This window comes from Lutibacter sp. A80, assembly GCF_022429645.1.
GTDB lineage: Bacteria > Bacteroidota > Bacteroidia > Flavobacteriales > Flavobacteriaceae > Lutibacter.
Genome location: NZ_CP092480.1, coordinates 2,206,049 through 2,225,255, shown reverse-complemented (window position 1 = coordinate 2,225,255; position 19,207 = coordinate 2,206,049). Strand labels below are relative to the sequence as shown.

General features: G+C 29.0%; 22 protein-coding genes. 8 read left to right on the top strand and 14 right to left on the bottom strand.

The window, feature by feature from the left end:
- Nucleotides 1-131 precede the first annotated feature (131 nt).
- Together MHL31_RS09205 and apaG are read left to right on the top strand one after the other, a co-directional pair.
- The gene (locus MHL31_RS09205; RefSeq protein WP_240225659.1) at nucleotides 132-833 is read left to right on the top strand and encodes a hypothetical protein; all 702 of its coding nucleotides are present in this window, start codon (nucleotides 132-134) and stop codon (nucleotides 831-833) included.
- Nucleotides 834-959: 126 nt separating this feature from the next.
- Nucleotides 960-1,346, top strand: coding sequence for a Co2+/Mg2+ efflux protein ApaG (gene apaG / locus MHL31_RS09200; RefSeq protein ID WP_240225658.1), 387 nt, complete (start codon nucleotides 960-962; stop codon nucleotides 1,344-1,346).
- A gap of 1 nt (nucleotide 1,347) precedes the next feature.
- Here the strand turns inward: apaG and MHL31_RS09195 are convergent, their stop codons facing one another.
- Complete coding sequence (locus MHL31_RS09195) at nucleotides 1,348-2,049, bottom strand: NRDE family protein (RefSeq protein WP_240225657.1); 702 nt, start codon at nucleotides 2,047-2,049, stop codon at nucleotides 1,348-1,350.
- Between the two features lie 107 nt (nucleotides 2,050-2,156).
- On the opposite strand from MHL31_RS09195, the gene pruA reads away from it, so the two are divergent.
- On the top strand, nucleotides 2,157-3,878 hold the full coding sequence (pruA, locus tag MHL31_RS09190) for an L-glutamate gamma-semialdehyde dehydrogenase (RefSeq protein WP_240225656.1): 1,722 nt from the start codon (nucleotides 2,157-2,159) through the stop codon (nucleotides 3,876-3,878).
- A 120-nt stretch (nucleotides 3,879-3,998) separates the two neighbouring features.
- On the opposite strand, the gene MHL31_RS09185 is transcribed toward pruA, so the two are convergent.
- Together MHL31_RS09185 and rsmG are read right to left on the bottom strand one after the other, a co-directional pair.
- Nucleotides 3,999-4,178 carry a hypothetical protein gene (locus tag MHL31_RS09185; protein WP_240225655.1) on the bottom strand — a complete coding sequence of 60 codons (180 nt, stop codon included), beginning with the start codon at nucleotides 4,176-4,178 and terminating at the stop codon, nucleotides 3,999-4,001.
- A 70-nt stretch (nucleotides 4,179-4,248) separates the two neighbouring features.
- A complete protein-coding gene (rsmG, locus tag MHL31_RS09180) occupies nucleotides 4,249-4,875 on the bottom strand; it encodes a 16S rRNA (guanine(527)-N(7))-methyltransferase RsmG (RefSeq protein WP_240225654.1) in 627 nt (208 codons plus the stop codon).
- A gap of 149 nt (nucleotides 4,876-5,024) precedes the next feature.
- Between rsmG and MHL31_RS09175 the strand changes: the two genes are divergently transcribed.
- Together MHL31_RS09175 and MHL31_RS09170 are read left to right on the top strand one after the other, a co-directional pair.
- Nucleotides 5,025-6,125, top strand: coding sequence for an acyl-CoA desaturase (locus tag MHL31_RS09175; RefSeq protein WP_240225653.1), 1,101 nt, complete (start codon nucleotides 5,025-5,027; stop codon nucleotides 6,123-6,125).
- 10 nt (nucleotides 6,126-6,135) lie between these two features.
- On the top strand, nucleotides 6,136-7,323 hold the full coding sequence (locus MHL31_RS09170; protein ID WP_240225652.1) for a pyridoxal phosphate-dependent aminotransferase: 1,188 nt from the start codon (nucleotides 6,136-6,138) through the stop codon (nucleotides 7,321-7,323).
- Between the two features lie 167 nt (nucleotides 7,324-7,490).
- Here MHL31_RS09170 and MHL31_RS09165 read toward each other — a convergent pair whose 3' ends face one another.
- Entirely contained in the window at nucleotides 7,491-8,237 is a 747-nt protein-coding gene (locus tag MHL31_RS09165) for a DUF2490 domain-containing protein (protein ID WP_240225651.1), read from the bottom strand.
- A gap of 115 nt (nucleotides 8,238-8,352) precedes the next feature.
- On the opposite strand from MHL31_RS09165, the gene MHL31_RS09160 reads away from it, so the two are divergent.
- From MHL31_RS09160 to MHL31_RS09150, 3 genes are all read left to right on the top strand, one after another.
- Nucleotides 8,353-8,553 (top strand): dodecin family protein, encoded by a 201-nt coding sequence (locus tag MHL31_RS09160; RefSeq protein ID WP_240225650.1) that lies wholly within the window; start codon nucleotides 8,353-8,355, stop codon nucleotides 8,551-8,553.
- A gap of 91 nt (nucleotides 8,554-8,644) precedes the next feature.
- Nucleotides 8,645-10,690, top strand: a complete 2,046-nt coding sequence (locus MHL31_RS09155; protein WP_240225649.1) for a thioredoxin domain-containing protein — start codon at nucleotides 8,645-8,647, stop codon at nucleotides 10,688-10,690.
- A 188-nt stretch (nucleotides 10,691-10,878) separates the two neighbouring features.
- The gene (locus MHL31_RS09150) at nucleotides 10,879-11,685 is read left to right on the top strand and encodes a mechanosensitive ion channel family protein (RefSeq protein WP_240225648.1); all 807 of its coding nucleotides are present in this window, start codon (nucleotides 10,879-10,881) and stop codon (nucleotides 11,683-11,685) included.
- A gap of 28 nt (nucleotides 11,686-11,713) precedes the next feature.
- Here MHL31_RS09150 and tsaB read toward each other — a convergent pair whose 3' ends face one another.
- The 10 genes from tsaB to cyoE all read right to left on the bottom strand — a co-directional run bounded on the left by tsaB (nucleotide 11,714) and on the right by cyoE (nucleotide 19,080).
- Entirely contained in the window at nucleotides 11,714-12,391 is a 678-nt protein-coding gene (tsaB, locus tag MHL31_RS09145; protein WP_240225647.1) for a tRNA (adenosine(37)-N6)-threonylcarbamoyltransferase complex dimerization subunit type 1 TsaB, read from the bottom strand.
- A gap of 96 nt (nucleotides 12,392-12,487) precedes the next feature.
- Nucleotides 12,488-13,855 (bottom strand): TolC family protein, encoded by a 1,368-nt coding sequence (locus MHL31_RS09140; protein ID WP_240225646.1) that lies wholly within the window; start codon nucleotides 13,853-13,855, stop codon nucleotides 12,488-12,490.
- A gap of 152 nt (nucleotides 13,856-14,007) precedes the next feature.
- Entirely contained in the window at nucleotides 14,008-14,226 is a 219-nt protein-coding gene (locus MHL31_RS09135) for a hypothetical protein (RefSeq protein ID WP_240225645.1), read from the bottom strand.
- A gap of 14 nt (nucleotides 14,227-14,240) precedes the next feature.
- The gene (locus tag MHL31_RS09130; protein WP_240225644.1) at nucleotides 14,241-14,756 is read right to left on the bottom strand and encodes a DUF420 domain-containing protein; all 516 of its coding nucleotides are present in this window, start codon (nucleotides 14,754-14,756) and stop codon (nucleotides 14,241-14,243) included.
- Complete coding sequence (locus tag MHL31_RS09125; protein ID WP_240225643.1) at nucleotides 14,756-15,382, bottom strand: SCO family protein; 627 nt, start codon at nucleotides 15,380-15,382, stop codon at nucleotides 14,756-14,758. The genes MHL31_RS09130 and MHL31_RS09125 overlap by 1 nt, the downstream gene beginning before the upstream one ends.
- Before the next feature lie 93 nt (nucleotides 15,383-15,475).
- Nucleotides 15,476-16,126: a hypothetical protein gene (locus tag MHL31_RS09120; RefSeq protein WP_240225642.1), complete on the bottom strand. Its 651-nt coding sequence runs from the start codon at nucleotides 16,124-16,126 to the stop codon at nucleotides 15,476-15,478.
- 73 nt (nucleotides 16,127-16,199) lie between these two features.
- Nucleotides 16,200-16,556 (bottom strand): cytochrome C oxidase subunit IV family protein, encoded by a 357-nt coding sequence (locus MHL31_RS09115; protein ID WP_240225641.1) that lies wholly within the window; start codon nucleotides 16,554-16,556, stop codon nucleotides 16,200-16,202.
- Between the two features lie 19 nt (nucleotides 16,557-16,575).
- Complete coding sequence (locus MHL31_RS09110; RefSeq protein WP_240225639.1) at nucleotides 16,576-17,556, bottom strand: cytochrome c oxidase subunit 3; 981 nt, start codon at nucleotides 17,554-17,556, stop codon at nucleotides 16,576-16,578.
- Between the two features lie 57 nt (nucleotides 17,557-17,613).
- Nucleotides 17,614-18,195 (bottom strand): cytochrome c oxidase subunit 3, encoded by a 582-nt coding sequence (locus MHL31_RS09105; RefSeq protein ID WP_240225637.1) that lies wholly within the window; start codon nucleotides 18,193-18,195, stop codon nucleotides 17,614-17,616.
- Between the two features lie 12 nt (nucleotides 18,196-18,207).
- The gene (cyoE, locus tag MHL31_RS09100; protein ID WP_371824115.1) at nucleotides 18,208-19,080 is read right to left on the bottom strand and encodes a heme o synthase; all 873 of its coding nucleotides are present in this window, start codon (nucleotides 19,078-19,080) and stop codon (nucleotides 18,208-18,210) included.
- Nucleotides 19,081-19,207: the final 127 nt, after the last annotated feature.

Genomic DNA, 19,207 nt, shown 5'->3' with positions numbered 1-19,207 from the left:
CGATGAAATATTTTTAATAAAATGCGTTTTATTTAGATTAATCTTAATAGTTTTACGCTTTAATTTTAGCTGTGTAATACTAAGCTAGTTAAAAATTGATTATTAAGTTTTTAAAAAATAAAATTCATTTTATGAGAAAAATAAGTCTATTGTGTTCTTTAATAATTGTTATTCTTTTTAGTAGTTGTACTAACAAAACTGAAAAAAAACAGGTAGAAGTTATTGAGGCAGAAGTTTCAAAACAAGAGATTAAAAAAGAATTAAAATTTACAAATGACCAATTTTATGATGCTGAAGGAAATTTCTTAGAAGAAAAAGCAAAAGACGCTTTAATTGAAATGCTTGAATATCATAATTACCCTATTTTTGATGGTTTAAGAGAACAAATTTGGCTTACAGATTATAATAAAGGAAATTATGCGGAATTAGGATTGGCTTCTGTTATGTTTGTAAATAATGAAGAAGATCAATATATGTTGATGGATATATTTTTATTACCCGGACAAATGTTAGGAGAACACATGCATTTTGCCGCAGATGGCAATCCTGCAAAAATGGAAGGTTGGCTTATAAGACACGGTAAAAGTTATGTAGTAGGAGTTGGAGAAAATAATAGAGATCAATTTCCTCAGGTTGTGGTGCCAAAAGCACATTGGAATGGTAAAGTAACTACAAATCATATTATTGAAGCTAACGAAGGAGATTTTGCAAAATTAGAAAAAGTAGAGTCACCACATTGGCAAATGGCTGGACCAGAGGGTGCAGTTATTACGGAAGTAGGAAATGTACATACAAATACTGGAGTGCTTAGATCTGACCCTAAAATGAATTAAATTTCAACTTTTCTTTAAGTAAAAAATGGAATAACCGATTTTATTTAGACAACTTTAACAATTAACTGGCTTTATTTAAATTCAGAAATTTAGTATCTTTGGATAAAATCAATTTAGTAAGTTGTTATGGTACAACAAGTAACAAATGGTATAAAAATCTCTGTCAAATCTAATTTTGAAGGTACAAACTATCGAAATTATAGGTTGTATCATGCGTTTAGTTATCAGGTTACTATAGAAAACCAAAGCAATGAAACGGTACAATTATTGGCTCGTCATTGGAAAATATTTGATTCGTTAAATAATACTGAAATTGTGGAAGGATCTGGAGTTATTGGTAAAAAACCAATTATTAAACCAGGAGAATCTCATACGTATACTTCTAATTGTTTTTTAACGTCTCCTATTGGGTCTATGAAAGGTTATTATAGTATGGTTAATTTTTCAACTTCAAAAATGTTTAAAGTTTACATACCAACATTTCAGTTAATGGTTTCTAACATTCATAATTAAACTAAATACTTGTTTTGTATATTAAATTATGAATTACATCTTCATATAATAAATCAATATTCTGATGTTCTTTTTTTATTGAAGTTATGCTAACAGTTTCAACATTTGGTCGTTTCATTAAAATAGATTGCTCTTTATCTCCAATTTCAGAATGATGAAAATTTAAAATAGTTGATGTAGTAAAGTTACTTTCAGAAACCCATGTTTTAAACCATTGTTGCCTTGTTTCTTTAGAAGATTCAGAATACAATGTAGCTGAAGACCATATTTTAGGTTCGTTTTTTAATCTATTGAAATGCTTTTTAGTTGCATCCCAAACAAGTTCAAATAAGCTTAAGTTAGGGTTGCTCCAATCAACAATAACCATGGTAAATGGTTCAACTTCATTTAAATTTAAATTTTCAATATATTCTTCAAAATTATTAGCTTTTAAAACATCTTTAGCAATAATTCCTCTGCTTTTTTTATAGCTTTCTTTTCTGTTATGTTTTTTAAAAGCGCCGTTTAAAACACAAACCAATCTGTTATTAGAGCTTGTGCCAATCCAAGTACCACCAGCTAATTCATCCTTCGGAAAAACTAATTCCACTCCATTTTCTTCATATTTTTTAGGAGGAATGGTTTTTCTAAGTGGAGTTTCATCTCTATTAGAAGTAAAAATAAAACCATTGTTTTTTAATGGAAGAAAAGTAACGGTGCACATACTATCAAAATTTGATTAATCAGTATTAGTTTCAAAAATAATAAGTGAATACTATTTTGTAACTTTGTGTGCAAATTTAAAGTAAAAATTTATAAAATAATATTAATATGGCTTCAGGATTTTATAATGTACCAAAGGCGGTAAATGAACCAGTAAAATCTTATGCTCCAGGTTCTCCAGAGCGTAGACTTTTATTGGAAACTTACAGAAAGATGTATAACCAAAAAGTGGATATTCCATTTTATATTGGAGGAAAAGAATTTAGAACCGGAAATACGGTAGATATTCATCCACCACATGACCATAAACATTGTGTTGGACAATACCATACAGCAGACAAAGAACATATTGAGTTAGCAGTTAAAAAAGCTGCAGAAGCAAGAGTTAAGTGGGCAGCTACTAGTTGGGAACACAGAGCAGCAATATTTTTAAAAGCTGCCGATTTATTAGCAGGTCCTTTCCGTTATAAAATGAATGCTGCAACAATGATTGCGCAATCTAAAAATGTTTACCAAGCAGAAATAGATTCAGCCTGTGAATTAATCGATTTTTTACGTTTTAACGTAGAATTTATGACTGAGATTTATAGCAATCAACCAGTATCTTCACCAGGTATTTGGAACAGAATGGAATACCGTCCGTTAGAAGGTTTTGTATATGCAATTACACCATTCAATTTTACTGCAATTGCTGGTAATTTACCTGCAGCTCCAGCACTAATGGGGAATGTAGTTATTTGGAAACCTGCACGTTCTCAAGTATATTCTGCACAAGTAATTATGGAGTTATTTAAAGCTGCTGGTTTACCTGATGGTGTTATAAATATGGTTACAGGAAATTCTGGAACAATTACAGATGTATTGTTAAATAGCCCTGATTTTTCAGGAGTTCACTTTACAGGATCTACACCAGTATTTAATAGTTTTTGGGAAACTATAGGAAAAAATATGAATACCTATAAAACCTACCCAAGAATTGTAGGTGAAACTGGTGGTAAAGATTTTATTTGGGCACACCCAAGTTCAAATGCTCAAGAAGTTGCAACAGCAATTTCTAGAGGTGCTTTTGAATACCAAGGACAAAAATGTTCTGCAGCTTCAAGAGCTTATTTACCAAAAAGTTTATGGCCAGAAATTAAAGAAGCTGTTATAGAAGATGTAAAATCTTTTAAAATGGGAACTCCAGAAGATACAACAAACTTTATAAACGCTGTAATTGACGATAGAGCTTTTAAAAAATTATCTAGTTATTTAGATCAAGCTAAGGCTGATGCTGATGCGGAGATTATTGTAGGTGGAAGTTACGACGATAGTATTGGTTATTTTATTGAGCCAACTGTAATTGTTACAACAAATCCACAATATAAAACAATGTCTACTGAATTATTTGGACCAATAATTACCATTTATGTTTATGAAGATGAAAAATGGGAAGAAATTTTAGACGTTGTTGATAAAACAAGTGAGTTTGCTTTAACAGGTGCTATATTTAGTGGAGACAGATATGTTATAGATGTAGCAACTAATAAATTAGAAAACGCAGCGGGTAATTTCTATATTAATGATAAGCCAACTGGAGCGGTTGTTGGACAACAACCTTTTGGAGGTGCTAGAGGTTCTGGAACTAATGATAAGGCTGGTTCTGTATGGAACTTATTACGCTGGGTTAGTAACCGTACAATTAAAGAAACCTTTGTATCACCAACAGATTATAGATATCCGTTTTTAGGTGAAACTACAATTGAAACTGTTGAAAAAGAGGTTGAAAGTGCAGTTGAAAAATTAAAAGAATTTGGTAAAGATTTATCAGATAGATTTAAGAAAAAATAGATTCAACAATTAATTGAATAATTAGGCTGTCTAAAAAGTGAAATTTTCGTCAACCCGAACTTGTTTCAGGTTAACGAGTTTATAAACTTTTTAGACAGTCTTTTTTATTTTGAAAGTAAGCTAAACTGCTTCAAAATCCTCAGCTCCATCTAAAAGACCAATTAATTCTTGTGGATTGTGAATTATGGTTGGCATATGTTGTGGGCAGATATAGAATTCATTCTCTTGATAATAAAACTTTGTTACCGGTATTTCTGTAGCAGTTTTTTTACAAACTAAACATGCTTTAACTTGACTCATATCTATTATAATTTTAATTTAAGACAAAAATATCTTTTATTTTAATTATAAATTATAACAAATGTCATATTTATCGTTTCTTCAACGGAATATGTACCACTTTTTTTGTTTCGAAAAATTCATCATCAAAATAGTCGGTTAAATTATAAAGGGTTGCATTTGAGAAATTTGCCAATTCGTCAGTTAAATCACCACCTTTTAAATATAAAATGCCATTTTTAATTTCGTGATGTTGTTTTTTTGCTATTTTTTTACGTGTCCATTTTACAAAATCATCCATTTTTGTAACCGCTCTGCTTACAATAAAGTCGAATTCACCTTTTACATTTTCGGCTCTAATCTGTTCTGCTTTTACATTTTTTAAGTCTAAAGCAGTTGCAACTTCATTTACAACTTTTATTTTTTTTCCAATAGAATCAACTAAATAAAAACTAGTTTCTGGAAATAGAATTGCTAACGGAATACCAGGAAAACCACCGCCTGTGCCTACATCTAATACTTTTGTTCCAGGTTTAAAAGCTTGAACTTTTGCAATACCTAAAGAATGTAATACGTGTTTGGTGTATAGTTCGTCAATATCTTTTCTTGAGATTACATTAATTTGTGCATTCCAAAATTTGTACAATTCTTCTAGTTTAGAAAATTGTTTTTTTTGGGTTTCAGTAATGTTAGGAAAATGATTTAAAAGTGTCTTCATAATTGTGTAAAATAATTGGCTGTAAATTTACTATTTCAAAAATTAAATTAACATCTTTTCAAAAATTGTTATATTTTTCCCAAAAATTAATTTAAATACCTAAAATGGTGTAATTTTGGCACATACGTTTTAGATAGATAAAATATAGTATGAATAATATTAAAACAATCAGCTTTTCTCGTAATGATAAAGCTAAATTTTTTAGAACCCTTAATAAAAGGGTGAATTCTTATTTCAAAGAAAATAAAATTAAACGTACCGGAAATTGGAAGTTATATACAAAAGCAATAATTATGTTTTCTGTATTTTTAGTTCCATTGGTGTTAATTTTAACTGTACAAATGCCACAATGGGCGTTACTTTTATTAACAGTTGTTATTGGAATTGGTATGGCAGGTGTTGGTATGAATGTAATGCACGATAGTAATCACGAATCTTTTTCAAGCAAAAAGTGGGTGAATAAATTAATGGGAAGCAGTATGTATATTTTAGCTGGTAATGTTTATAATTGGAAAGTGCAGCACAATGTATTGCATCATACATTTACAAACATTCAAGGGCACGATGAAGATATAGATGCTGGTAGAATTATTCGTTTTTCTAAACATTCAAAATGGTTTAGAATGCATAAATTTCAAAAATACTATTCCATATTTTTATATGGTTTGCTAACTATTAATTGGGCTATTACTACAGATTTTAAACAAATGAGTAGTTATTTAAAGCGTAAACTTTCTTATGGAGAGTTTCCAAATCCAGCTAAAGAATGGACTATTTTAATAATTACTAAAATAATTTATTATTTGCTTTGGATAGTATTGCCATTAACTGTTTTAGATATAGCTTGGTGGAAAGTATTGATTGGATTTTTTGTAATGCATTATACGGCAGGAATGATATTAAGTGTTGTTTTTCAGTTAGCACATGTGGTTCCTCAAACCGAAATGCCATTGCCAGATAAAGAGGGAAATTTAGAGCATACCTGGGCTATTCATCAATTATATACCACTTCAAATTTTGCGCCAAAAAATAAATTTTTATCTTGGTATACAGGAGGCCTTAATCATCAAGTAGAACATCATATTTTTCCACATATTTCGCATATTCATTATGGAAAAATTGCTAAAATTGTAAAGGAAACCGCAAATGAGTTTAATTTACCTTATAATGAATATAAAACATTTAGAAAAGCTCTAATAGAACATTTTAATCAACTAAAAACATTGGGTGTAAAACCAGCACACGTTTAAATAATTTTATATGAAAAATCAATTATCAAACAGAATTAACAGTTTACCAGTATCTGCAACTTTAGCAATGGCAGCTAAAGCTAGAGAGTTAAAGGCAGCAGGAAAAGACATTATTAGCTTAAGTTTAGGAGAGCCAGATTTTAATACGCCTGAATTTATTAAAGATGCAGCAATTCAAGCTGTAAAAGATAATTATAACTCTTATAGCCCTGTTGATGGTTATGCAGATTTAAAAGAGTCTATTATCAATAAATTTAAACGTGATAATGGATTAGATTATAAACCAAGTCAGGTTGTAGTTTCAACAGGAGCTAAACAATCAATTGCAAATGCATTACAAGTTTTATTAAATCCAGGTGATGAAGTATTATTACCAGCACCATATTGGGTTAGTTATTCTGCATTAGCAATTTTTTCTGAAGCAACTTATAAAGAAATTCCTTCTTCAGTTGATACAGATTTTAAAATTACGCCTGAGCAATTAGAAGCAGCAATTACACCTAAAACAAAGTTAATTTTATTTAATTCACCAAATAATCCAAGTGGTTCTATATATAGTGAAGCTGAATATAGAGCATTGGCAGCTGTTTTAGAAAAATATCCAAATATTTATATTCTTTCAGATGAGATTTATGAACATATAAACTATGGTGAAACTATGTTTAGTTTTGCAGCTATTGAAAGTATGTACGATAGAACAATTACTGTAAATGGTGTAGCAAAAGCTTTTGCTATGACTGGATGGAGAATTGGATATATTGGAGCGCCAGAATGGATAGCTAGAGCTTGTAATAAATTACAAGGTCAAATAACTTCAGGAGCAAATTGTATAGCTCAACGCGCTACAATTGCAGCGTTAGATGCACCTGTTTCTAAAATTCAATATATGGTTGATGAATTCCATAAGCGTAGAGATATGGTGTTGGATTTATTAGGTAAAATTGATGGTTTTAAATTGAATATACCAGGTGGAGCTTTTTATATTTTTCCAGATGTTTCTGCATTCTTTGGTAAGGAAATAAAAGGTCATAAAATTGAAAATGCAACAGATTTTTCACTGTTTTTATTGGAAGAAGCTAATATTGCTACTGTAACAGGTGAAGCATTTGGAGCTCCAGATTGTATAAGAATTTCGTATGCAGCGTCTGAAGAAAATTTAAGAGAAGCTGTTACCAGAATTGAAAAAGCATTGGCTTAGTACAGTTCTTATATTATAAAAGCTATTTAAAAAGCAACAAACTTGTTATACTGAATTTGTTTCGGTGTTAGATCACATTAATAAACAATTATTGTGAAAACTTGAATTAAATTCGGGTGACGAAAGTTTAACTTTTTAAATAGCTTTTTTTTGAATTATAACCTTTACTAAGCTTTTTTTGTTAAATCAAAATTGTAGCTTAAATTAACGTGTAAAATATTATTAGAAACATAGTGAGAAGCATCTATTTTATAATAATACCTTCCATAGCCTATCCATACTGTAGAGTTTGTAAGTAATTTACAACCTAATAATGCGGCAAAATTATTTTGATCAAAATCGGGTTCATTTATTCCTCCACCAGCAAAACGAATTCTAGTTTCGTTAGATAGTTTTCCCAGAATAAAAGTATTGTTTTTTAATTTCACTAAATTGGTAGTAGCTTGTATTCTGTACCTAAATCTGTTTACATATTTAGAGCCATCAATTACATTTGGAGTTACGTTTGCGTTAATTAAATCAATTACACGTTCTTCAAATCTAAAACGATTATTAATTTTAAAGTTTCCAAGCATAGAATTTACTGTTACATCCTGATAATATCTATATTCATCTTTATTAATAGAAGCATGTGAAACACCGTTAGTAAAGTATTTATAATGCATAAATCCGGCTCCAACAGTTACTCTGTTAGATATTTTATAATTAATACTTGGTGAATACAAAAAGCCTTGTGTGTTTTTTAAAAAATTAACTCGGCGCTGTTGTGTTACGTTGCTAATAGAAATTTTTTCAGAAATTTTAATTTTATTGGTTAATGTTAACCATGCCCCATTATCTTTTAAAATCTTAGTTTGGGCGTTTGTATAATTAAGACTGATTAAAATAAATAAGATTGAAACAATATATTTCATGCGTAAATTTTTAAAACGTGCAAAGTTAATATTTATAATAGGGTAAAATGTGACGATTGTTAGTTTTAAGGATATTTCGTATATTTAAGTATTATTAATTTTAAAACTGAAAAATATGGCAGTAATGAAAGTTATTGAAGTAATGGCGAGTTCTAACAAAAGTTGGGAAGATGCTACTAAAAATGCAATTACGCATGCTTCAAAAAGTGTAAAGCATATTAAATCTGCTTTTGTACAATCGCAAAGTGTTGTGGTTGATGATAATGAAGTTTCAGAATTTAGAGTAAATGTAAAAATTACTTTTGAAGTAAAATAAATAATTATTTCATCAGCTAAAAAGAGGCTGTTTAAAAAGTTAACTTTTTAAACAACCTCTTCTTTTATTAAAATAAGTCATATTAAAAATTATGAATACCCATAAATTTACCAATAATTTAATAAGTGAAACAAGTCCATATTTGTTGCAACATGCTCATAACCCTGTAAATTGGCAAGCTTGGAATGCTACAGCTCTGGATTCTGCAAAAAAAGAAAATAAATTATTACTTATTTCAATTGGTTACTCATCTTGTCACTGGTGTCATGTTATGGAACATGAATGCTTTGAAGATGAAGATGTTGCAGCGGTTATGAACCAACATTTTATCTCTATAAAAGTTGATAGAGAAGAGCGTCCAGATATTGATCAAGTTTATATGAATGCAATTCAATTAATGACTGGTAGTGGAGGTTGGCCACTTAATTGTGTAGCGCTGCCTGATGGAAGACCAATTTGGGGAGCAACGTATGTTTCAAAAGAAAATTGGATACAAGCTTTAGGTCAATTGAGTAAAATGTATAAAGAAAAGCCAAATCAAGTAATAGATTATGCCGTAAAACTTACAGAAGGCATAAAAAATACAGATTTAATTTCCTTAAATAGTAATAGAGAAGAATTTTCAGTTTCAGAATTAGAAACTGTTATTGATGAATGGAAACAGCATATGGATTTTGATTTAGGAGGTAGAAGAGGAGCTCCCAAATTTCCAATGCCAAATAATTATAGTTTTTTATTACGTTACGCTATCCAAGCAAATAATTCTGAAATATTAACCTATGTAAATACCTCGTTAACTAATATGGCTTATGGTGGTGTTTACGATCAAATTGGAGGAGGTTTTTCTAGGTATTCAGTTGATAAAAAATGGCATGTGCCACATTTTGAAAAAATGCTGTATGACAATGGCCAGTTAGTAAGTTTATATGCTGAAGCTTACCAAGCCACAAAAAATAAATTATATAAAAGCGTAGTCTACGAAACGCTTCAGTTTGTTGAAGATGAATTAACAAATAATGAAGGAGCTTTTTATTCTTCATTAGATGCAGATAGTGTAAATTCAAAAGGAAAATTAGAAGAAGGTGCTTTTTACGTTTGGACAAAACAAGAGTTAGAAGCTATTTTAAAAAATGATTTTCAGCTGTTTTCTGAATATTATAATGTAAATTATTATGGTTTTTGGGAGCATGATAATTATGTGTTAATTAGAAAAAATGATGATGTAGAAATTGCTAAAAAGAATTCAATTTCAGTTTTAGAATTAGAGAGCAAAGTTAAAATTTGGAAAAAAGTTTTATTAAAAGAACGTGCTAAAAAAGAACGACCTCGATTAGATGATAAATCGTTAACTTCATGGAATGCATTAATGTTAAAAGGTTACATAGATGCTTATAAAGTATTTAATGAGCCTCATTTTTTAGAAGTAGCAATAAAAAATGCAACCTTTATTTACACAAAACAATTACAAGAAGACGGTAGTTTAAATCATAGTTATAAAAATGGGAGTAGTACTATAAATGGCTTTTTAGAAGATTATGCAACTGTAATTGATGCGTATATTTCTTTATATGAAGCAACTTCAGGAGAACTTTGGTTAAATACAGCCAAGCAATTAGTAGATTATTGCTTAGATCATTTTTTTGATGAAAAAAGAAAAATGTTTTATTTTACTTCTAATAAAGATAATGAACTAATAACACGTAAAATGGAAATTGAAGACAATGTTATGCCAGCTTCAAACTCGATAATGGCAAATAACCTGTTTAAATTAAGTTATTATTTTTCGAATAGTTATTTTTTAGATATAAGTAAGCAAATGCTTCAAAATATAGCGCATAAAATATATAATTACGGATCAGGATATTCTAATTGGTTACAGTTAATGTGTAATTTTTCAGGTAATTTTTATCAAATAGCAGTTTTAGGTAAAGCTTCTGAACATATAGTTTCAGAAATAAATAAGCATTATATACCAAATAAATTAATTGGAGGAAGTTCTAAACTCAGTACAATTCCATTAATGAAAAATAGGTTTGTTGAAACTAAAAATTTAATTTATGTATGTGTGGATGGTACTTGTCAATTGCCAATAGAAAATGTAGAAGAAGCTTTAAATAAGCTGAAAATTAATTTTTAAAACTTATAATTAAATCAATGAGTTATAATTTTGAAGAAATATTACTTTTCTTTTACTTTGTATAATATTTGTGTGACAATTACAGGTGTTTTTGTGTCATATATAATTAGAAAGATAAAACTGGTTATAGGGTTATTTTTCTTACAATTTTTAGAATTTTTTAATAATAATTAAATATCATAAATATAATGGATTATCAAAAGTATTTAGACTTAGTACTTAACTTTGTAACTAATAACATAGGCAATGTAATTGTTGCATTATTAATTTTAATAATAGGTTTATGGCTTGTTAAAAAAGTTGTGAAAGTTATTAGAAAAGTTATGGATAAAAGGGGTGTAGATGTTACGCTTCAAAAATTTTTAGGAGATTTAATTGGTTGGATCTTAAAAATAATAATTTTTATAACAGCTATATCTCAAGTTGGAGTTGAAACAACTTCGTTTATTGCAATATTAGGAGCCGCAGGTTTAGCTGTTGGTTTAGCTTTACAAGGTTCTTTAGCTAATTTTGCTGGAGGAGCTTTAATAATGATATTTAAACCTTTTAAAGTTGGAGATTTCATTGAAGCACAAGGGCATATGGGTACGGTAAAAGAAATTCAAATTTTTGTTACTAAATTAAATTCACCACAAAATAGATTGATAATTTTACCAAACGGTACTTTATCTAATGGAGATATTATTAACTATTCTGAAGAGGATATAGCCAGAGTTGATTTAACTTTTGGGGTAAGTTATGATGCAGACATAAAACAAACTAAAGATGTATTAATGAAAATTTTATTAGATCATCCTAAAGTTCTAAAAGATCCTGCACCAGCTATTAAATTGTCTGAATTAGCTGATAGTTCAGTTAATTATATTGTAAGACCTTGGGTTGCTACTAAAGATTATTGGACGGTACATTTTGATGTTATGGAAGCTGCAAAAATTGAATTAGATAAAGCAGGTATTGAGATTCCTTATCCTCATCAAGTTGAAATTAAGAAATAATAAATTATAGTATTTGTAGTTTAGGCAGCTAATTAAACCTTTTTTTAGCTGTTGTAACTACAAAATCTTTTAAATAAAAAGGTTCAAAATAAGCGACATCTTCGATGTCGTTTTTTTTGTATTTTATATAAGATAGTGCCGACATTTCATTTGCTGAAGGAAACTTATTATCTATAAAATTTGCATTTTTATGGAGAATACTATTTTTACATTTTTCAGCACCATCACCTAAAAAATAAACGGTGTCTTTGCTTAAATATTCATTAAAAGATGTTTCGTCAATAATTTCAGCTTGTACACTTCTAACGTTGTTATTTTGTTTATAAACAGCGCTGTATACTTCCATTCTTCTGGCATCTAAAAGAGGAATAACATAACCTTTGTCTGTAGGAATTGATTGAGCTAAAGATTGTAAAGTATTAATTGAAATAAGAGGAATGTTTAAAGCAAAACAAAGTCCTTTTGCAGCAGAAACTCCTATGCGCAAACCGGTATAAGAACCCGGACCTTTACTAACAGCTATAGCGTTTAAATCAGACAAAGATATTTTTGCTTCATCTATTACTGCTTTAATAAATTCGTGAAGTTTTTCAGCGTGAGAATAACCACCATCATTTAATTCTTTTAAAGCTATAGTTTTTCCATCTTTAGCTAAACTAACCGAGCAGTTTTTTGTTGCTGTTTCAATATTTAAGAGATATGCCAATTTTTAGAAATTTAGTTGCAAAGATAATTAATGTGCTATAAAACAAAACATCCAACTTAAAAAAGTTGGATGTTAAATTGATTATTTTATAATTGGTTAATTTAAAACAATAGGAATGCCTAGGTAATATTCTAATAATTTAGTTCTAAATACAAAGTTGTATTTAGCGTTAGCCATGGATGATTGTGCACTAACTAACCTGTTTCTTACTTGGTCAAAATCAAAAGAAGTCATTACTCCAGCATTATAACTTTCTTGGGCATTTTTAAAAGATTCATTTTGAGCATATAAACTTTTTTCAGCTGAAATATATTGATTTAAAGCTGCTTTTGCATCTGCATAGGCTTGCTCAATGGTTTCTCTTAATTTAATTTGCTTATCTAATAAAGCTAATTCGGTTCTTTGTTGATTGATTTCAGCTTTTGCTACAGCAGTTTTTGTTTGAAATTTATTAAAGATTGGAATACTTAAAGAAAAACCAGCGTTAAATCCTAGATTGTCTTCAAGTTGTTGTCCAAAACCATTAGGAACATAAACAACGTTGTTATTTTCATCTAAAATAGCACGCACATCTTTAGAACCTTGGTTGTGTTGGTATGATGTTCCTACTCCGGCACCAAAAGAAAGTGAAGGTAAAAAACCTGCTTTTGCTCTATCAACAGATAATTCTGAGTTTTCTACAGCAATTTCTGCACTTTTAATTTCAGGTAAACTAGCTAATGCTGTGTTAAAAATAGCATCCGTATCATTATAAACTAAAGAAGCAGAATCAATATTTAAAGTTACACTTTCAATGTCAAAACCTTTATGAGAAACTTGTAGTAATTGCGCTAAATTTAAAAGCGCTAAATCTAGGGTGTTTTGAGCTGTAGTTAATTGCTGCTCGTTAGTTGCTAAAGTTGCTTCAGCTTCTAATAAATTTGCTCTTGGTACTTCTCCAGCATTCACTAAAGCTTGTGTTTTTTCTACTTGACTTTTACTAATTAAAATTTGATCTTCAGCAATTACAATACTTTCTTTATTTAATAGTACGTTTAAGTAAGAATTTACCACAAATAGCATAATACTATTTTTGTTTTCTTCTAAATCGAAGCCCGCTGCTTCTAAACTTTTTTGAGTTTGAAGTAAGTTTATTTTATTTATGTTACCATTATAAAGTGTTACCCCCGAACTTATTCCAAAACTATTTGAACGACTATCTCTAGATACTCGTCCTCCATAATTATCGATGTAAGATCCGAAGTTGAAATTTTGTGAGGCTGAAGCGCTTAATGAAGGTAAAAAACTTCCTTTTGCTGTTGTTATATCTTCTTTAATTAGTGCTTTGCTTAATTCTTGTTGTTTTATAGAAATATTATTTTCTATGGCATAATTAATGCACTCTTGTAAAGTCCATTTTTTGTTTTGTGCATTTGTAGAAAAGAAGCATGCAAGTACTAGAATAGTAATAATTTTAGTTCTCATTTAAAAGCGTTTATTAGTTTTTAATTTATTATAATAAATTAAACCGAATAGAAGTATTAATTAGAACACTACTAATTGATGCGGTTTAGCTGATTCTACTATAAGACGACTAAATTTATTATTTGTTACAATTTATGTTACTTATAGATGTGTTAAAGTTTAAATTTTCGTCTGTATTTAAAAATAAAATATAAAAGCACACCAACTAAAAGGTAAGGAAAAGCCATTAGATAGAGGATACCACTATTTAATCCTTCTGCTTGAGATGTGTCACCACCGCTCTCTACAACGGCTTTACACATGGCGCATTGTGCATTAGCTTTATTTAAAAAAGCCAGAATTAATAGTAGTAAAATGCTTATTTTTTTCATTTAAAAATCTTCTTTTAATAATATGGAGCTATCATAATATACACTATAACTCCGGTAATTGCAACATACAGCCATAAAGGAAACGTAATACGTGCTATTTTTTTATGAAGTTCTATATTGTTAGTAATTGCTCTAACATAAGTAATAAGAACAAAAGGTATTACAGCAATAGAAAGTAATATATGTGAAAATAAAATAATAAAATAAACTGTTTTTATAGCTCCTTCGCCTTCAAATTTAGTAGATTCTGAAGTCATATGATAGGCCACGTACATTGCTAAAAAAAGCACAGAGCAAGCAATAGCAGTTTTCATTAATTTTTCATGTAGTTTTATTTTTTTATTTTTTACTGCCCATACTGCTACAATTAAAAGTAAAGCTGTAAATGCGTTTATACTAGCGTAAATTGGCGGTAAAAATATTGGTAATTCGGCATCTATTTTAACACCAAATAAAATTGCTACAACTACAGGAATTGCAATAGATAAAATTACAATCCATTTATTATATTTTTTAATTTCTGTACTCATTATTCTTTTAATAAAATTGCAATATCTTCTTTTATCATTTGAATACTCTTAGCTTCTAAACCATCGTAAAAAGCAATTGGGTTTCCAAATTTATCCATTCTAGATCTTATATTTCCTTGTTTGTCAATTAAAGCGAACATTCCAGAATGTTCAAAACCACCTTCGGCTTCACTATTTTCACCTGCATATAAGGCAATTCCTTTATTTGCAAGATTGTAAATAGTTTCTTTATCGCCTGTTAAAAAGTTCCAATTTTTTAAAGTAGCTCCGTGTAATTTTGCGTATTCTTTTAAAATTTCAGGAGTATCATATTCTGGATTGATGCTAAAAGAAGCAATTCCAAAATCTGAATTTCCATAATATTCATTTTGGAGTTTTACCATATTGGCATTCATTTTTGGACAAATAGTAGGGCAGGTGGTAAAGAAGAATTCTATAACATACACTTTGTCTTTGTAAAATGCGTTTGAAATTTGTTCTCCATCTTGATTTGTAAATTTAAAATCTGGAACTTTTCCAATTGTTACGAGTTCAGGTGTTTTAAATCTGTTAACAATTTTTGGAACAGCATAAATACCAAATATTAATATAATAAAAGCAATGCCTACGTATGAATATTTTTTCATGTGTTTATATTATTGTTTTTTTAAAGTCACCTACTGTTAGTTATTAATCGTTTCGTTGGGTGATAAACTTTTTAACATGCTCGTTTTATAAGATTAGATTTCTCTTTTTCTTCGTTTTTCTTTTTCAGCAGATTTTTTTAATTGATAATAGATAATGTCAATATCATCTTTCATCTTATTTTTTAACGTTGCAACAGACTTCATATTATATCCGTATAATTTTCCATCTTTAGTATCCTCATCATCTTTTCTTCCTCTTAAGCGTAATTCCATATCTACAATATAGGCGTTTTCAGAATATAATGCTGCATTTAAAGAAAATGGTGTTTTAAGGCTGTTAAATAGAATGTTAATGTTTGTTTTATCGGTATAAATAAAATTCCATTTACTAATATCTGTAAAGGCTGAAAGTTCTGCAATTGCTTCTTGGTAAGCTTCTTTTGATTCTTTAGGAACTATTGCAACAATTTGAAAATACGGTTTTTGGTAGTAACGTTTGTAAATTGTTTGATTAAGATTAAACATGCTACCTTTTGCTGTGTTTAATTCATTACCTAAAAAGCAAAGCACAGTTAAGTTTTCGGTAAAAGTAGCTGTTTTTGATTCTTTAGAAAACTGATTTACATTCTGTACGTTTTCTGTTAATATTGGTAAGTTTGCATATTTATAAATTCCTTTAGATAGAAAAATATAAAAAACTAGTGGTAAAATAAATAAACTGAAAAGTATCCAGAATTTTTTCATTGTGTTTTTTACAAAAATAAAAAAAGGTGGTTAATAAAACCACCTTCTTCGATTTAAAAAATTGATAGTGTTATTAGTAATTCCATTTTACTAGTGGAGCTAAAACATCGTTTAGGTAGCTTCCTTCAATTAATAATAAAGTAGCTAAATATAATATTAGAAAAACTGAAGTCCAAACAACAGAGCGTCTTAAACTCTTTTTTTCTTCTACCATATGCATAAAATACCAAGTAATATAGTATGCTTTTACTATTGTTAGTACAAGAAAAATAATGTTTAAAGGACTTGTTCCTAAGAAAGTTGTTAAGTGAAGCGAATCTGGTTTAATAATACCTAAAACAACTTCAATAATTGTTACAAATGAAAGGATACCAAATACTTTCCAAATTAATTTTGTGTGCGATGTATGTTCTTGAGAATGTGCTGTCATTTTTAATAATTTTAATGAATTAAACTAGATAGAAAAATGTAAATACAAATACCCAAACTAAATCTACAAAATGCCAGTATAAACCTACTTTTTCAACCATTTCATAATGTCCTCTACGTTCGTAAGTTCCTATAATTACATTAAAAAAGATAATAATATTAATTAAAACCCCTGTAAATACGTGAAATCCATGAAAACCAGTTATAAAGAAAAAGAAATCGGCAAATATAGTTTTACCGTATTCATTTACTTTTAAATTAGCTCCATTAACTACCATTTTAGCTTCGTTTAAGTAGGCCATTGCATTTTCACGCGGTATAATAGTTTTCTTTTTTGTTTCTGGATTGATAAGTTCAGTTCTTATTGAAATGTCTGGATTTGCATTAAATCCATCTATTACTTCTTTTACTGTAAAAGCTGCTAGTGCAGATTCTTCAACAAACCATAATCCTTTATCTTTTGTGTGTAGCGTTCTTTCCGAATTTGAAGATTTGGCAAAACTTTCTAAAGAAACTTGATGGCCTGTAGCGTCAACAAATTGAACAATTTTACCATCGTTTAGTTGTACAGCTCCATAAGATCCGTTAATAAAATTTTTCCATTCCCAACCTTGAGAACCTAAGAATATAAGCCCACCAATTATAGTAAGAAACATATAAAATGTCACTTTCTTTTTATTCATTTGATGACCAGCATCCACAGCTAACACCATTGTTACGGATGAAAATATTAAAATAAAGGTCATTAAAGCCACATAATACATTGGAGCGTGTACTCCGTGTAAAAAAGGGAAATGCGTAAATACTTCATCTGCAATTGGCCAAGATTCAATAAATTTAAATCGTATTAGTCCGTAGGCAGCTAAAAATCCTGAGAATGTAAGTGCATCTGATAAAATAAAGAACCACATCATCATTTTACCATAGCTAGCACCTAATGGTTTGTTAGATCCACCATCCCAAATTTTTCCATTAGTTTTAGTAGCAACAGTTGCTTCCATATAAGTTTTGTTTTGATTTTTTTAGTTTAGTTGTGCCAAAAATACATTTTTTTTTTATTATCTGATAAAATAGAAAAATAAAAACAGATAAATCCATAGGATATCAACAAAATGCCAGAAAATAGCACCTAATTCTAGTCCAAGTGTATTTTTAGAATTGTATTTTTTTAGAAAGTGATTTGTAGTTACAACCAAAAGCACAATAATTCCAGCGGCAACATGTGCAATATGTGCAAGAGAAATACCAATAATGAAAGATGATTTTACAGTGCTTTGTTCGCCAGCAAAAACAAATCCAGCATTAAATAATTGATTAAAACCTTCGAATTGAAAATATACAAAACCAATTCCTAAAATTAAGGTAGTTAAAAGAGTGATGGTTGTTAACTGTCGGTTGTCTTTTTTAATAAAAAATTTAGCTAGTAAAAAAGTAATACTACTTATAATAATTAATATTGTACTTGTATAAAATGCATTTGGTAAATCAAAAGCAACCCAGTCAGCTCTTTTTCTACTAACAACATAGGCACTTGTTAAACCTGCAAACATCATAGTCATACTAATCATAGAAACCCATAGCATTGGTTTAGCAGACTTTTTTTTGGCTTGTTTATATTCTTCGTCTAAAGTAACTTTCATTTTTTAATTTTTTTAGTGTAAAAATTTATCTACTACATAAATTACCTGAATTAATGTAATGTATAAAACACTTGATAACATTAATTGTCTGGCTTCTTTATTTGTTTGATGTTTGTATAATTTTAATGCATAATACAGCATTGTACTACCTAAAGCAACTAAAATTAAAGCAGTAATTGGGTAAATATAAAAACTTCCTGTTAATTTTAAAACTGGTATTATTGAAACAATAATTAAACAGCAAGTGTAAATTATAATTTGAATAACTGCTTTTTTGTTTTTTTGTCCCATTGGCATTAGGTTAAAACCTGCCTTTTTATACTCATCGTATTGTAACCAAGCAATAGCCCAGAAATGTGGAAATTGCCAAAAAAACTGAATTAAAAATAACATTCCTGGCTCTATAGAGAAATTATTTGTGGCTGCAACCCAACCCAACATAAAAGGAATGGCACCTGGAATAGCGCCCACAAAAACAGCTAAAGGTGTAACTGCTTTTAAAGGTGTGTAAATACTTGTATATAAAAATATAGAGATAGCGCCAAATAAAGCACTTTTAGGGTTGATACTATACAGAATTGCTAATCCAACAATTGTAAATGTAATTGCAATAACAAGAGCCATAGAAACGTGCATTCTACCTGTTGGTAATGGTCTGTTTTTAGTACGTTTCATTAAAGCATCGGTATCTTTTTCTATAATTTGGTTAAAAGCATTAGAAGCCCCAACCATTAAATAACCTCCAATAGCTAATAGAATTAGTGTGTAAATTTCAATTTTTTCGGCAGCTAATAAATAACCTGCAATAGAAGAAAATACAACACTAAGTGATAAACCTACTTTTGTTAATTGTTTAAAATCACTAAAAATTGCTGAGAAATTCATTTTATTTTTAAAACTATTTGAAGTTAGGTGCATTTGTTATTTGAATCTGTGCAAAGATATTTTATTATTACACATTTACAACCTTAAAATAAGGAGATTAAAAAAAAATTAAAATAAAATTCAAAAA